We start from the raw sequence: 15,522 nt of genomic DNA, 5'->3' as shown, positions 1-15,522 counted from the left end.
TGCCTGGGGGTGGCGCTCGCCACCCATGCGTCAGGCGTGCAGCGTCATCTGCGGCGCTGTTTTGACCTGTGTTGAGTGAATTTGTGTGATTCACGTCTCAATTTGCGAGCCAAAAAAACCCCGCATTGCTGCGGGGTCTTTTCGATTTCATCGCGTCCGATCCGATGCGATCAGAACGCCACGCTCCAGTTCAACTGAGCGCCCACCTCGCGTTGGCCGCCACCGGCACGCCCCTGCGCGAGCATCGACAGGCGGCTGTTGTCGGTGGGCTTGACCGACACGCCCAGCTCGGCGATGCCAACGTTGCGCGCCAGCGGCAGGCCGCCGACGGTGAAGGCGTCGCTGCCCACCACGAACGCATGACGGGAGTCCGCACGCAGTTCACCCGCCGCCGTCTGCCAGGCCAGCCCCGCCTCCAGGCGAGCCCCGTCCTGCTGCCCGCCGCTGATGTCCCACGCAGCACGAACACCCGCCGTGGTGGTCCACACCTCGTCCCTGCTGGCGGCAATGGCCAGTGCCGCACTGCCACCGGTTTCAACGGTGCCCTCGCTCGACAGGCGGGTGTAGGCCACGGCCAGATACGGACTCAGGGTCAGCGCATCCAGTTCGATGTCCCAACCGCCTTCGGCGAACACCGACACCGCATGCGCATCCTGACGGCTCTCCAGGGTCTGCGCCCAGGCACTGCCGGCGCCCAGCGCGCGGCGGGTTTCCACCGCGTAGTCGGCGTAACTGGCGCCCGCCTGCAGCCAGGCCTGGTCAGCGCGGAACCCGGCATAGAGACCGCCATGCAGGGCATCGACCTCGGTGGTCGCGGTGCGTTCGTGGATCTGCTGGCGCAGCGATTCGGGCCCACCGGCCAGGCCTACCGTCCAGTGCTCGCCAAAGGTCCAGTCGTACCCTGCCATCAGCCCCTGGCGGTGGTTGCGGGTGCCGGCGACGCCGTCGTTTCCGTTCTGCCGCTGCGACGCGCCGCTGGTGGCCACCCACGCCGATGACCCGTTGGGGGTCATGCTCGGGTCCGGGCGCAGGCGCTGGGAGATGCCGTCGCGCAGGAAGCGGTCGTCCAGCAGCAGCGCCCGTGCGCTGGCATGCACCTCGCCGGAGAGTGCGTCGAACGCGACGCGGGCGGCCGCCTCATCCAGCATCAGCAAGCTGTTGTACAACGCCAGCGCGTCGCCCGACTGCGTCAGGGAGTCCAATGCGGCGGCGGTGGCGCGCTGGTTGCCGGTGACGGCCACGGTGCGGAACACGGCGGGCGGCGCCCCGTCTCCGGCCGCCGGGTCCATCACTGCATCCGCGCTGTTGACGGCAATGTTCAACAGCACCTGGGTGTCGGTCCGGGTCAGCGTGGGGGTGATGAATGCCGAGGTCGAGCTGACATCATCGAAGCCGCCGTCGATGCCGCCGGCCGCGTCGAGGATCGCGTAGGTGTGGCCCTGCTGGTAGCTGACGGCCGGGTCCAGACCCGTCACGCGCACGCCGGCGTCGCCGTGGTTGCCAGCGATGTCGGCACCACGGCCGATGTGCGCCCTGCCGGTCACGGCGATGAAATCGGCCTGGCCATTGCCGAGCAGATCCACCTCGTAAAACGCCTTGGACGCCACGCCTGCTGCATCGTCGGCACCTGCATTGACGAACAGATCGCCATCGATGGTGAGCGTGCCGATACCGCCGTTGCCGGGCGAGAGCACGCCGCCGTTGGACACCTCGGTGCGCCCCACGGTCGCGTTGCCGGCCAGGATCCCGCCATCGTGCACGCGTACGCTGGAACTGCGTACGACGCGGCTGCCGTTGGAGTCATCGAAGGCCTGCCGGAAGCCCGAACTGCCATTGAGCACCAACGTGCCGCCGCTGACGTTGATCTGCTGTGCGGGCGACAGGTCCGCGTGGACATGGTCCTGGCCGGTGTACATGTCGGCGTTGATGACCAACACACCGCCCGCCACGTTGACGTCGCCGCCAAAGGCGCTGAGGTCACCACTGAGGGTGGTGGTGCCGGCCACGCTGGTCACCGCACCGGCGGTCCAGCTCACGCTGCTGATGGTATTGGCCAGTTCAATGTTGCCGGTGTGGTTGAACACCAGACCGCCCGCTCCAGCGGCCATCTCGATCGGCGCGCCGGACAGTTCGCCCGCGGCCTCGGCCGGTCGCCACGATGGGCCGACGGACGCAACCCATTGGTCGACGCCGCCACCCACGACCAGATAGCCCGACACCCCCAGCGCGAACCCGGTACCGCCATCGAGGACACCGCCGTTGGCAACGCTCAGCATGCCGTACGGCTCAAACACGCCGGCACCGACAGCAATGCCGTTGGACGCGCGGATCGATGATCCGGCACCGCTGACGCGGACCTGTTCGTTGACCAGCTTCGCGGCGAGCGTGGCCGAGTTGAGCCCGCCTGAAATGGACAGCGTATCGGTCTCGAGGGTGGCGCCATCAACAACATCGACGTTGCCACGTATCTCCATCGCACCACGGTTGGTCCAGTTCGACCCGGCCCCGGTGAGGGTGGCCACCGCCGGGCCGTCCGCGTAGGAATCCTTGATGAGGGCGGTGTCGGAGCGGATCGAGGCACCGCCTTCAATCAGCAGCTCATTGGTGGTGTGAACGAGCGGCGCTTGGATCGCCGAGCCGGCACCACTGACTTCGATCCGGCCCTTCTGTCCCAACATGCCCGCGCCCACGCCGTCGTAGCGCTCCGCACGCACCTCGGTGTCCGCGCGCAGCACGCCACCGTCTTCCACGCGCAGCGTGCCATCGCCGCGGGAGCCCACCCATACGCTGCTGGCGTCCACCTGCGCGCCCGTGCCGCTGATGCCGAGGGACCCGCTGGAACGCGTGCCGCCGCCCAACGTCAGCTGGGCGGTCTTGAGCTGCCCACCGGCGTTGATCATGATGGCGCCGCTCCCATCTGCGTCGGTGCCCACGCCCACCCCACGTTCGGCGACCACGAGGCCGCCGTCGTTGATATGCAGGACGCCGGTACCGGCCTCGCCCACGCGCAGGTAGTTGTCGGTGACCTTCAAGGTGCCGCGACTGCCCACGCTGACGATGCCGGTGGAACCTTCCTCTGCGCCGATGCTGAGGCCATGGTTGTTGGCGCCGGTGTAGGACCGGGTGGTGACGACCGACGCACCGTCCGCGATGTGCAGCGCACCGTCGCCGGCGCGACCCACCTGCAGCCAGCCCGCGGACAGCTGCGTGCCGTCGCCGTTGACCTCGGTGGTGCCCGTGCTGCCGGCCTTGAACCCCATCGCCAGCAGGCTCCAGATGGTGGCCTCGGCGCCGCCGTCCATCCGGAACTGGCCGGTTCCGCCGTCGCCGACACGCATGGACTGGGTGCCCTGCACGACGAGACGTGGGCCCACGCCTGACACACGCAGGCTGCCGTGGTCACTCTGCGCGCTACCCAGCGTTACGGCCGCGCCGGAGGTGATCATCCCCGGCCCGGCGACATCGATGGTTGCGCCGGAATTGATGCGGAACCCTTCCGCGTACTGGCGCGGGTCGTTGACCGTCTCGTCGGCGCTGAACTCATGCACGGCCGCGAAGGCCGCCGGCAGAGAGGCGGCCGACACGCCAAGCGCAACCAGCAGGGCGGCGCTCAGCGGCGAGCGGCGGCGCACGCGGGCGTTGCCCGGGCGCAGAAAGGAGGAAGGGGTGGAGGTGCGATGGCGCACCGGGCGATGGATCCTGTTCATGACACTCCATGGATGGCGACTCAGGGAAACGCGACGCGCGTGCGTGCCGTGGCACGCAACGCATGTCGGTTCTGACGCGGGAGCAAGGCACCCACGGCAGGGCTGAGGACGTTACTGCGCATGCCTTCGCGCGCCTCTGGGATACATCCGAGAAGCGGGTGAGGATGCGCCACGCCTCCCTGTCGGCGTTTCCTGAAAGTGACGCTTCAGCGCAGCGGATCACACAACAGCAGACACATCAGGTCGCATTGCACGACCCACAGCACAAAAAAAAAGCCCCGCTTTCGCGGGGCTCTTTTCGCATCCGGTCCGATCAGCTCAGCTGACCGTGGCAGTGCTTGAACTTCTTGCCGCTGCCGCAGGGGCACGGATCGTTGCGGCCCACCTTGGCTTCCTCGCGGGTGACCTGCGAGACGCCATTGCGCTGGGCTTCCACTTCGGCCGCTTCTTCGTCGGCGCCGTAGCCACCGGCGTTCTGGTGCTGGAACTGCGACTGCAGCAGGCGGGCTTCGGCCTGCTGGCGTTCGGCCAGCTCCAGTGCGGCCACTTCCTCTTCGCTGCGGATCCGCACGCGGGCCAGCAGGGTGACCACTTCGCGCTTGACGTTCTCCAGCATTTCCGAGAACAGCTCGAACGCTTCCTTCTTGTATTCCTGCTTGGGCTGCTTCTGCGCGTAACCACGCAGGTAGATGCCCTGGCGCAGGTAATCCATGCGGGCCAGGTGCTCCTTCCAGCTCTGGTCGAGCACGGTCAGCATCACGTGCTTCTCCAGCGCGCGCATGGTCTCGTCGCCGACGCCGGCTTCCTTCTCCGCGAAGTGCTCGTCGATGCGGGCCTGCACCTTTTCGGCGATCGCCTCGGCATCCAGCTCTTCATGCAGCTTGACCAGGCCGGTGACGTCCATCTGCACGCCCAGGTCCGAGGCCAGCGTGGCCTCCAGGCCCGGCAGGTCCCACTGTTCGTCGATCGAGTTCGGCGGCACGAAGCGCGCCACGATGTCGTAGATCACGTCGCCACGGATGCCGTCGACGTTTTCCTTCACCGACTCGGCGTCCAGCAGCTCGTCGCGCTGGGCGTAGATCACCTTGCGCTGGTCGTTGTTGACGTCGTCGAAGTCCAGCAGGTTCTTGCGGATATCGAAGTTGTGCGCTTCGACCTTGCGCTGCGCCTTCTCGATCTGGCGGCTGACCAGGCGGTCCTCGATGACGTCGTCTTCCTTCATGCCCATCATGCGCATCGCCTTCTGGACCCAGTCCGAGGCGAAGATGCGCATCAGGTTGTCTTCCAGCGACAGGTAGAAGCGGGACGAGCCCGGGTCACCCTGGCGGCCGGAACGACCCCGCAGCTGGTTGTCGATACGGCGCGATTCGTGGCGTTCGGTGCCCACGATGTGCAGGCCACCGGCGGCCTTGACCTGGTCGTGGCGAACCTGCCAATCGGCCTTGACCTGGGCGCGCTGCTCGGCGCTGGCTTCTTCGCCCAGCTCGTGCAGCTGCGCTTCCAGCGAACCGCCCAGCACGATGTCGGTACCGCGACCGGCCATGTTGGTGGCGATGGTCACCGCACCGGGCATGCCGGCGTTGGCGATGATGGTCGCTTCGCGATCATGCTGCTTGGCGTTGAGCACTTCGTGGTGCACGCCGGCCTTGCGCAGGTGCTCGGACAGCATTTCCGAGGTTTCGATCGAGGTGGTGCCGACCAGCACGGGCTGGCCGCGCTTGTTGCACTCCTGGATGTCCAGCAGCACCGCATTGAACTTGCCGTTGCGGTTGAGGAACACCTGGTCCGGCGAGTCCTTGCGGATGGTCGGGCGGTTGGTCGGAATGACCACCACTTCCAGGCCGTAGATGCTCTGGAATTCGTAGGCTTCGGTGTCGGCCGTACCGGTCATGCCGGACAGCTTCTTGTACATGCGGAACAGGTTCTGGAAGGTGATGCTCGCCAGGGTCTGGTTCTCGCGCTGGACCGGCACGCCTTCCTTCGCTTCCACCGCCTGGTGCAGGCCATCCGACCAGCGGCGGCCGGCCAGGGTACGGCCGGTGAATTCGTCCACGATCACCACTTCACCATCGCGCACGATGTAATCCACATCGCGCTGGTAGATGGCATGCGCGCGCAGCGCGGCATTGAGGTGGTGGACCACGGTCAGGTTCTGCGCGGCGTACAGGCCTTCGGTCTCGGCATTGAGGATGCCCGCATCGACCAGCAGCTGCTCGGCATGTTCCATGCCGGCCTCGGACAGGTGCACCTGCTTGCCCTTCTCGTCCACCCAGAAATCGCCCTCGCCTTCTTCGGCTTCCTGGCGGATCAGGCTGGGCACCACGCGGTTGACGCGGATGTACAGCTCCGGGGAGTCGTCGGCCGGGCCGGAGATGATCAGCGGGGTACGCGCTTCGTCGATCAGGATCGAGTCGACTTCGTCGACGATGGCGTAGTGCAGGCCGCGCTGGTAGCGGTCGGCACGCGACAGCGCCATGTTGTCACGCAGGTAGTCGAAGCCGAATTCGTTGTTGGTGCCGTAGGTGATGTCGCTGGCGTAGGCCTCGCGCTTGTCGCTGTGCGGCATGCCCGGGTACACCACGCCGACGCTCATGCCCAGCCAGTTGTACAGCTTGCCCATCTGCGCCGAGTCGCGGCGGGCCAGGTAGTCGTTCACGGTCACCACGTGAACGCCCTTGTCTTCCAGCGCGTTGAGGTAGACCGGCAGCGTAGCCACCAGGGTCTTGCCTTCACCGGTACGCATTTCGGCGATCTTGCCCAGGTGCAGGACCATGCCGCCGATCAGCTGCACGTCGTAGTGGCGCATGCCGAGTACGCGGCGGCTGGCCTCGCGGCAGACGGCGAAGGCTTCCGGCAGCACCTTGTCCAGGGCTTCACCGTCAGCGATGCGCTGCTTGAATTCCGGGGTCTTGGCCTTGAGCTGCTCGTCGGAGAGCTTTTCGATTTCCGGCTCCAACGCATTGATCTTGGCGACGATGCGGTTGAGCTGGCGCAGCTGTCGTTCATTACGACTGCCGAAGACGCGGGTAAGCAGGCTGTTGATCATTGAAGGAACCGGTTGGAATGAGACGCCCCAACGGCGACGCTCCTTGGGGAGCCGCCCGCCGCAAACGAAACAGGGCGCATCGCGCCCTGTCTATGGCAACACCCATTGTAGCTTGGGACGAGGGCGCTTGGTTTCAAGCGCCGTCGATCCGCCAGATGGCGCCCTCAGCCGCGGGAAACCCGCCCGACCGGGGTATTGCCGCCATCGCCCAGGAACTTGCGCGGGTTGACCACCTGGCCGCGTTCCCAGACCTCGAAGTGCACGTGGGCACCGGTGGAACGGCCCGTGGAACCGGCCTTGGCCACTTCCTGCCCGGCCCGGACCAGGTCGCCCGGCTTCACCACCAGGCGCGAATTGTGCGCGTAGCGGGTGACATAGCCGTTGCCGTGGTCCACGTCGACCACGTTGCCGTAGCCGCCCTTCACGCCGGCGAAGCTGACCACGCCGTCGGCCACGGACATGACCGGGTCGCCGACCTTGGCGTGGAAGTCCATGCCCTTGTGGGTAGCAGCACCGCGGCCGAACGGATCGCTGCGGGTACCGAAGTTGGAGGTGATGTAGGTGTTGCGGATCGGCATGCGACCCGGCACCGAATTCTGTTCCAGCTGGTGGTCGAACAGCAGCGATTCCATCACCGAGAGCTGGCGGCCTGAAGCAGCGAAGCGCTGCTCCAGCACCTGTAAGTCGGCGTTGACCGCGCTGGCCGGGATGTCCTGGGTCGGTCCAGGCTCGCCTTCACCGAGGCCGGGGGTCTCGTTGAAGTCGAACTCGCCGTCTTCCAGCTTGCCCATCTGGGTCAGCCGTTCGCCCAGGGCGTTCAGCCGGGTGGCCTGCGCCTGCAGCTCGCCCATGCGGGCGGCCAGGGCGTTGACCTGGGTCTGGGCCTCTGCCCGGGCCTGCGCCAGCTCACGTTCCTGCTGGGCGACCTTGGCATGAAGCCGGGAATCATTGAGCTGGCTGCCGCCGAAACCGGCAGCGACGCCGATCAGGCAACCCAGCCCGAGTACACTGCCCAGCAGGGCGCGGGGCCTGTCTTCGAAGTAAAAACGCAAACGCGTCAGCGGCGTCTTGGCCTTTCCTTCACGCGTTTTGATTACGATCTTTTTGAATGCCATCAGTGAGTTTTCATGTCTGAGCCGAAATCCAGTGCCCGTCCTGCCTCAACGCCGAAACCGGCGCTGGATGCAGTCATGGGAGACAAGGCCGGCAACCCGCTGCGTCGTGCCCTGTGGCTCGACGCGCTGGACCGTCAATTGCGCCCCCATTTGCCTCCCACGCTTGCCACCCGTTGCCGGCTGGCCAATGTGAACGGCGAGCACCTCGTTTTTGTCGTCGAATCTCCTGTCTGGCACGCCAAAGTCCGGCTTGCCGAGGCTCAGTTGATCGACGCGGCCCGGTCCATCGGGCTGAAGGTCACCAAGGTGACCGTCAAAACTGCGTCTGCCCCTCCGCCACGCTCCCCAGCGATCGACAACCGGAATGGCCCCCACGCAGTTTCAGCCGCCACGCACAAAGGGCTACGCGACGCGTTGGCTTGTCTCCAGGATGTGGATTCCTCCAAGTCCTGAAAGCATCGGGGCATCCCGCCCCTTCCTCGCCGTCGTCACGATCATGTGAATCTGGCGGGGAGCCGGGGAGCATCGTAGCTGCCGTTCGCCCTCCAGTCGTTAGTCTTTTATTAAAATTGAGTTAAATCCGGCCCAGAACCGGATCGGGTTCACAAATCCGTGACGCCGGTACGTGGACGGTTCACCGACGTCAAGATCACGCGGGCTTAACCCCGAAAACGCAAAACGGCGCCGAAGCGCCGCAATTTACCCAACAAAATCAACACCCTACGGCGTAGAGCCACCCCATGGGTGGCTGGAACGGTCGGACGCCCGATCAAGCGTAAGCCGGAACCCCATAAACCACCGGCGCCGCTTCAGCCGCCGCGTCATAGCTCACCCACTCCCACGCCGTGGCATCGGCCAGCAACGCGCGGACCAGCTTGTTGTTGAGCGCATGACCCGACTTGAAGCCTTCGTAGGCACCCAGCACCTGGCCGCCGGCGAGGTACAGATCGCCGATCGCATCGAGGATCTTGTGGCGCACGAACTCGTCGGCGTAACGCAGGCCGTCGTCGTTGAGCACGCGGAATTCGTCGAGCACGATGGCGTTGTCCATCGAACCGCCCAGCCCCAGGTTGCGCTCGCGCATGTACTCCAGGTCACGCATGAACCCGAAGGTGCGCGCGCGGGAGATTTCCTTGGTGTAGGCCGCCGTGGAGAACTCGATCTCGGCGCGCGACTGCTTGGCCGGGATCATCGGGTGGTCGAACTGGATGGTGAAGCCGAGCTTGTAGCCCTCATAGGGCTCGAAGCGGGCGACCTTGTCGCCTTCGGTGACTTCCACCGTCTTGAGAATGCGGATGAAACGCTTGGCCTTGTTCTGTTCGGCAATCCCCGCCGACTGCAGCAGGAACACGAACGGGCCCGAGGAACCGTCCATGATCGGCAGCTCGGCCGAGGACAGTTCCACGATGATGTTGTCCACACCCAGACCGGCCAGGGCCGACATCAGGTGTTCGACGGTCTGGATCTTGGCGTCGTTGCAGGTCAGCCCGGTGCACAGGGTGACTTCGGTGACCAGGTCGGCACGTGCCGGCACTTCCACCACCGGGTCCAGATCCACGCGCCGGAACACGATGCCATGGTCGACCGGTGCCGGGCGCAGGGTCATGTAGACCTTGTCACCGCTGTGCAGGCCAACGCCGGTGGCGCGGATCGTGTTCTTGAGGGTGCGTTGCGGAATCATGGGGGCCCAACCGGGGAAGCGCGCGGTCAGCGCGGCAGTGACAAACAAGAATAACACGCAGTACTCCCGCTCCTTTCTGAACCGGAGGCGGCAGACTGCCGGGCCTATCCTGGCCCGGCAGCAAGGGACATGGAGGCGCTCACCGGGGAGGACAAGACCCCGGCTGGCAATCCTCAGTCCGCCTGGCGGCGCAGGAACGCCGGGATGTCCAGGTAATCGTTGGGCAGTTCAGCCGTCGCCGGACCGGCCGAGGGGGCCGAGGCCGCCACGGTGTCCGCGCTCGGACGACGCAGGCCCAGGCCCATGCCGCCGACGGCCTTGGACACGGCGTCGCCGCCATTGTCGAAGTCGCCGAATTCCGGCTGGCCGGTGGTGGCATTGCGGACCAGCTTGATCGGCGCGCGCTCGCCCGGACGCTGGGTCTTGGCAGCCACGGCACGGTTCAGGCCGGTGGCCACGACGGTCACGCGGACTTCGTCCTGCATGTCCGGATCCAGCACGGTACCGACCACCACGGTGGCGTCTTCGGACGCGAAGCCATCGATGGTGCGGCCGATCTCGTCGAACTCGGCCATGGTGAAGTCGGCGCCGGCGGTGATGTTGACCAGGATGCCATTGGCACCGGCCAGGTTCACATCGTCCAGCAGCGGGTTCTGGATGGCGGCTTCGGCAGCGGCCTGGGCGCGGTCATCGCCACGCGCGGTGCCGGTACCCATCATCGCCAGGCCCATTTCGGACATGACGGTGCGCACGTCGGCGAAGTCGACGTTGATCAGGCCCGGGCGCACGATCAGGTCGGCGATGCCCTGCACGGCGCCCTGGAGGACGTCGTTGGCGGCACGGAAGGCCTGGATCATGGTGGCGTTGCGGCCCAGCACGGTGATCAGCTTTTCGTTCGGGATGGTGATCAGCGAGTCGCAGTGCTGGCTCAGTTCTTCGATGCCCTTCAGCGCAACCTGCATGCGGCGACGGCCTTCGAACGGGAACGGCTTGGTGACCACGGCGACGGTCAGGATGCCCATCTCCTTGGCCAGCTGTGCCACCACCGGCGCAGCGCCGGTACCGGTGCCGCCGCCCATGCCGGCGGTGATGAACACCATGTCGGCGCCCTGCAGGGCGTCCATGATGCGCTCGCGGTCTTCCAGTGCGGCCTGGCGGCCCACTTCCGGATTCGCGCCTGCGCCCAGGCCCTTGGTGACGTTGGTACCCAGCTGCAGCTGCAGCTTGGCACCGCAATTCTTGATGGCCTGCGAGTCGGTGTTGGCGGTGATGAATTCCACGCCGTCCACACTGGTGCTGACCATGTGCGCCACGGCGTTGCCGCCGCCGCCGCCCACGCCGATCACCTTGATCACCGCATTGGGTGCCATCTTTTCAATCAGTTCGAAATGCGCCATGTCCGTGTCCTCGTTATATCCGCTTCTGGTGGCATGGGCGTTCAGGCCTCCTGCCTTTTGCGCGTCATGTTGCCGTTGCGGCTGTGTGGGTTGTGTGTTGCCGTTGGTGCGTTGTGTTGCAGGTGTTGCAGCGAGGCATGGCCTCGCTCTACCGCGGGGGCGTTAGAACTCGCCCCGGAACCAGGTTTTGAGCTTCTTGAACATGCTGCCCGCGCGGCCGGTGGGCAGCGACGGACGGCGGGGGTGTTCGATCTGGCTGCCCATCAGCAGCAGACCCACGCCGGTGGCGTGGACCGGGTTGCCGACGACTTCGCCCAGACCGGTGACGTGCTGCGGAATGCCAACGCGTACCGGCATCTGCAGCATTTCTTCCGCAAGCTCGACCACGCCCTCCATCTTCGAGGCACCGCCGGTGAGCACCATGCCGGCCCGCACCAGTTCCTCGAAGCCGGAGCGGCGCAGTTCGGCCTGCACCATCTCGAAGATTTCCTCGTAACGGCCCTGCACCGCCTGCGCGAGCGCGTGGCGCGGCATGCGGCGCGGCGGCCGGTCGCCGACGCTGGGCACCTGGATGCTTTCCTCGGCGGTGGCCAGCTGGGCCAGGGCGCAGGCATAGCGCACCTTGATCTGCTCGGCTTCCGGGGTTGGGGTACGCAGCATGTGCGCGATGTCGTTGGTGACGTGGTCGCCGGCGATCGGCAGCGATGCGGTGTGGCAGATCGCGCCCTGCACGAACACGGCCAGGTCGGTGGTACCCGCGCCCATGTCGACCAGCACCACGCCCAGCTCGCGCTCGTCGGCGGTCAGCACGGCCACGCTGGAGGCCAGCGAGGACAGCACCAGGTCGTCCACCTGCAGGCCGCAGCGCTGCACGCACTTGCTGATGTTGGCCGCGGCCGACTGCGCGCACACCACCAGGTGCGCGTGCACCTCCAGGCGCACGCCGGTCATGCCGACCGGGTTGCGGATGCCTTCCTGCGAATCATCCAGCACATACTCGCGCGGGATGGCATGCAGGATCTTCTGGTCGGCCGGGATAGCGACCGCCTTGGCGGCGTCGAGCACCCGATCCAGGTCGCCCCAGGTCACTTCGCCATCACGGATCGGCACGATGCCCGGCGAGTTCTTGCACTGCACGTGGTTGCCCGAAATGGAGGCGTACACCGAGCGGATCTCGCAGCCGGCCATCAGCTCGGCCTCTTCGACCGCGCGCTGGATCGACTGCACGGTCGATTCGATATCCACCACCACGCCGCGCTTGAGTCCGCGCGATTCGTGCGAGCCGATGCCGATGACCTCGATGGGGTTGCCCGGCGAATATTCGCCGACCAGCGCCACCACCTTGGAGGTGCCGATATCCAGCCCGACGATCAGCGATTTGTCACCCTTGCGATTCATGTCCTGTCCTGCGTCCTGTGCGCCACATTGGCCGGCGCGGCCGGGGCCGGGGTACCCCAGCTCAGCGTGAAACCATTGGTATATCGGAGGTCGGCGCGTTCGATCGGCACCTGTTGGTTGGCCAGCTGCGGCAGCACGCGCACGAAGCGCTGCAGCCGCGAGCGCGCATCGTCGCGGCCCACCACCACTTCGGTGCCGTTGCTCAACAGCAGCGACCAGCTGCCACGCGCATCCATCCGTACCCGGGTCACGTCGATCCCGGCCGGTGCGAACAGCGCGCGCGCATCGTTGTAGAGCGCCACCACTTCCTCGGTCTGGGTGTCCGGACCTTCGAGGTCCGGTAGCGCGAGGTCCTGCAGCTTCTGCGGGGTGGCGAACAGCTTGCCCTGCTCGGACAGCAGCCGGTCCTTGCCCCAGCGTGCGAACGGCTTGTGCTCGACCAGGGTGATTTCCAGCACGTCCGGCCACTGCTTGCGCACCTGCGCGCTCTCCACCCAGGGCAGCGTTTCGATCGCGTCCTGGGCGTCCTGCAGCTTGACCGCGAAGAAGCCGGACTTCGCATACGGCAGCACCACCTGCTGCAGCTGTTCGGCCGGCACCCGCTTGAATTCGCCGTGCACGCGCAGCTTGGCCAACGGCCAGCGTTCGGCACCGACCCAGCCGTTGAGCACCGCCACCACGGGCAGCGCTACCAGCGACAGGGCCAGCAACCAGACGAAGATGCGCAGCACCGCGTTCATGCGTAGGTGGGCTCCGCGGTTCCGAAGCCTTCGGGCAGGGTCTGTTCCAGCACGCGCCAGACCAGTTCCTCGAAACCGATCCCGGCCTGCCCGGCCGCCTTGGGCACCAGCGAATGGCTGGTCATGCCCGGGGCGGTGTTCACTTCGAGCAGATAGAAGCGGCCGCTGGTGCGGTCGCGCATCACGTCGACGCGGCCCCAGCCACGGCAGCCGGCGGCACGGAACGCGTCCAGCGCGATGCGGCGGATCTCCGCTTCGTCGTCGCCTTCCAGGCCCGGGCACAGGTACTGGGTGTCGTCGGCGATGTACTTGGCGTTGTAGTCGTACCACTGGCCCTTGGGCACGATGCGGATCGACGGCAGCGCCTGGTCGCCCAGGATGCCCACGGTCAGCTCGTCACCGACCACCATCTGCTCCATCAGCAGCTGGCCGTCGTAGCGTGCAGCAAGCGCGACCGCCTCATCCAGGCCCGCGTCGTCGGTGACCCGGCTGATGCCGACGCTGGAGCCTTCGTTGGCCGGCTTGACCACGACCGGCAGGCCGAGTTCGGCGGCGTTGGCGTGCACGTTTTCCGCGGTGACCTTCCGGTACTGCGGCGTCGGCAGGTCCAGCGACAGCCAGACCTGCTTGGTGCGGATCTTGTCCATGCCCAGCGCCGAGCCGAGCACGTCCGAACCGGTATACGGCACGCCGAAGGCCTCCATCAGGCCCTGCACGATGCCGTCCTCACCGCCACCGTTGTGGCCGTGCAGGATGTTGAAGACGCGGTCGAAGCGCTTTTCGACCAGCGCCAGCGCCAGCGCCGGAATGCCGTCCACGGCGGTGGCGTTGACGCCACGCGCGCGCAGCGCCTCGATCACGTTGCGGCCGGAGTCCAGCGACACCTCGCGTTCGCTGGAGGTACCGCCCAGCAGCACGGCGACGCGGCCGAACACGGCCGGGTCGGTCACGCGCAGCGGCGGGAAGGTGATCGTGTTCATGCCGCAGGGGTCTCCTTGAAGCCGTCGGTTGCCAGGTGCTGGGCGACATAGCCGATGTCGCCGGCGCCCATCAGCAGCAGCAGGTCGCCGTCCTGCAGCACGTCGGGCAGCACGTGCGAGAGTTCGGCGGCCTGGCCGACCACCACGGGCTCGCTGCGGCCACGCGCGCGGATGGCGCGGGCCAGCGAGCGTGCGTCGGCACCCGGGATCGGCGCTTCACCGGCCGGGTAGACCTCGCAGAGCACTAGCGCGTCGACCTCGGACAGCACCGCGGCGAACGCATCGAACTGGTCGCGGGTGCGGCTGTAGCGATGCGGCTGGAACGCCACCACCAGGCGCTGGTCCGGCCAGCCGCCACGCGCGGCGGCGAACACGGCGGCCAGCTCGCGCGGATGGTGGCCGTAGTCGTCGATCACACGCACCTTGGCGCCGCTGGGCGTGGTGGCGATGCCCAGGTCGTTGAAGCGACGGCCGATGCCGGCGAAGCTTTCCAGCGCACGGGCGATGGCGTCCGGCGCCACGCCCAACTGCCAGCCCACGGCGGCGGCGGCGAGTGCATTGAGCACGTTGTGCGCGCCCGGCAGGGCCAGCGTGACCGGGTAGCTGCTGCCTTCGGGCAGGCGCAGGGTGAAGTGCATGCGCGGGCCGTCCTGGACCACGTCTTCGGCGCGCACGTCGGCATTGCTGCTCATGCCGTAGCTCATGACATGACGCGGCGTCTGCGCGGCGAGCGCGGCCACTTCCGGGTCGTCGATGCACAACACCGCCAGCCCGTAGAACGGCAGGCGCTGCAGGAATTCGGCGAATGCGGCCTGGACCCGGGCGAAATCGTTGCCGTAGTTTTCCAGGTGGTCCGCATCAATGTTCGTGATGACCGACACCAGCGGGTTCAGGCGCAGGAAGCTGCCGTCGCTCTCGTCGGCCTCGGCCACCAGCCACTGGCCACCGCCGAGCTTGGCGTTGGCGCCGGCCGCCAGCAACTGGCCACCGATCACGAAGGTCGGGTCCAGCCCACCTTCGCTCAGCACCGCCGCCGTGAGGCTGGTGGTGGTGGTCTTGCCGTGCGTACCGGCCACCGCGATGCCGCGGCGGAAGCGCATCAGTTCGGCCAGCATCGCCGCGCGCGGCATGATCGGAATGCGCTGGCTGCGCGCTTCCATCAGTTCGGGGTTGTCGTCGCGGATCGCGCTGGACACCACCACGCAGTCGGTGCCCAGCACGTTGGCGGCCGAGTGGCCGCGCATCACGCGCGCACCCAGGCCTGCCAGTCGGCGGGTGGCGGCGTTGTCGGCATTGTCCGAGCCGGACACTTCATAGCCCAGCGTCAGCATCACCTCGGCGATGCCGCTCATGCCGGTGCCGCCGATGCCGACGAAGTGCACGCGCGGGAACGCGCGGACCAGGTCGTTGGTGTCGTGAAGGCGGCGGATCATGCGCGGCCTCGCGTCGGGCTTGCGC

9 protein-coding genes and 1 pseudogene are annotated in these 15,522 nt (G+C 66.9%); 1 reads left to right on the top strand and 9 read right to left on the bottom strand.

Translation table 11 applies throughout. The features are described from left to right. Positions 1-170: 170 nt before the first annotated feature. The 3 genes from ACOZHM_RS16500 to ACOZHM_RS16490 form a co-directional block, all read right to left on the bottom strand. On the bottom strand, positions 171-3,707 hold the full coding sequence (locus ACOZHM_RS16500; RefSeq protein WP_421570394.1) for an autotransporter domain-containing protein: 3,537 nt from the start codon (positions 3,705-3,707) through the stop codon (positions 171-173). A gap of 313 nt (positions 3,708-4,020) precedes the next feature. Continuing rightward, positions 4,021-6,753: a preprotein translocase subunit SecA gene (secA, locus tag ACOZHM_RS16495; protein WP_421570393.1), complete on the bottom strand. Its 2,733-nt coding sequence runs from the start codon at positions 6,751-6,753 to the stop codon at positions 4,021-4,023. A gap of 164 nt (positions 6,754-6,917) precedes the next feature. Beyond that, positions 6,918-7,868, bottom strand: a complete 951-nt coding sequence (locus tag ACOZHM_RS16490) for a peptidoglycan DD-metalloendopeptidase family protein (protein ID WP_421570392.1) — start codon at positions 7,866-7,868, stop codon at positions 6,918-6,920. 12 nt (positions 7,869-7,880) lie between these two features. Here ACOZHM_RS16490 and ACOZHM_RS16485 point away from each other — a divergent pair, with 12 nt between their 5' ends. Beyond that, on the top strand, positions 7,881-8,321 hold the full coding sequence (locus ACOZHM_RS16485) for a DUF721 domain-containing protein (RefSeq protein ID WP_421570391.1): 441 nt from the start codon (positions 7,881-7,883) through the stop codon (positions 8,319-8,321). Positions 8,322-8,637: 316 nt separating this feature from the next. Here ACOZHM_RS16485 and lpxC read toward each other — a convergent pair whose 3' ends face one another. The 6 genes and pseudogenes from lpxC to murC all read right to left on the bottom strand — a co-directional run bounded on the left by lpxC (position 8,638) and on the right by murC (position 15,497). Then, positions 8,638-9,549 (bottom strand): UDP-3-O-acyl-N-acetylglucosamine deacetylase, encoded by a 912-nt coding sequence (lpxC, locus tag ACOZHM_RS16480; protein WP_421570466.1) that lies wholly within the window; start codon positions 9,547-9,549, stop codon positions 8,638-8,640. A 173-nt stretch (positions 9,550-9,722) separates the two neighbouring features. Further along, positions 9,723-10,946 carry a cell division protein FtsZ gene (gene ftsZ / locus ACOZHM_RS16475; RefSeq protein WP_421570390.1) on the bottom strand — a complete coding sequence of 408 codons (1,224 nt, stop codon included), beginning with the start codon at positions 10,944-10,946 and terminating at the stop codon, positions 9,723-9,725. 162 nt (positions 10,947-11,108) lie between these two features. After that, positions 11,109-12,344 carry a cell division protein FtsA gene (gene ftsA / locus ACOZHM_RS16470; protein WP_017355446.1) on the bottom strand — a complete coding sequence of 412 codons (1,236 nt, stop codon included), beginning with the start codon at positions 12,342-12,344 and terminating at the stop codon, positions 11,109-11,111. Positions 12,345-12,406: 62 nt separating this feature from the next. Then, positions 12,407-13,084, bottom strand: a pseudogene (locus tag ACOZHM_RS16465) (cell division protein FtsQ/DivIB); the annotation flags it as partial. Next, positions 13,081-14,064, bottom strand: a complete 984-nt coding sequence (locus tag ACOZHM_RS16460) for a D-alanine--D-alanine ligase (RefSeq protein WP_421570389.1) — start codon at positions 14,062-14,064, stop codon at positions 13,081-13,083. The gene ACOZHM_RS16460 and the pseudogene ACOZHM_RS16465, both read right to left, overlap by 4 nt. Beyond that, a complete protein-coding gene (gene murC, locus ACOZHM_RS16455) occupies positions 14,061-15,497 on the bottom strand; it encodes a UDP-N-acetylmuramate--L-alanine ligase (protein ID WP_421570388.1) in 1,437 nt (478 codons plus the stop codon). Before murC ends, ACOZHM_RS16460 begins: the two co-directional genes overlap by 4 nt. Positions 15,498-15,522: the final 25 nt, after the last annotated feature.

It is taken from the genome of Stenotrophomonas sp. PD6, from assembly GCF_049199305.1.
Lineage (GTDB): Bacteria > Pseudomonadota > Gammaproteobacteria > Xanthomonadales > Xanthomonadaceae > Stenotrophomonas.
The sequence above is the reverse complement of the archived record's forward strand: the minus strand, read 5'-3'. Positions and strand labels throughout refer to the sequence as shown.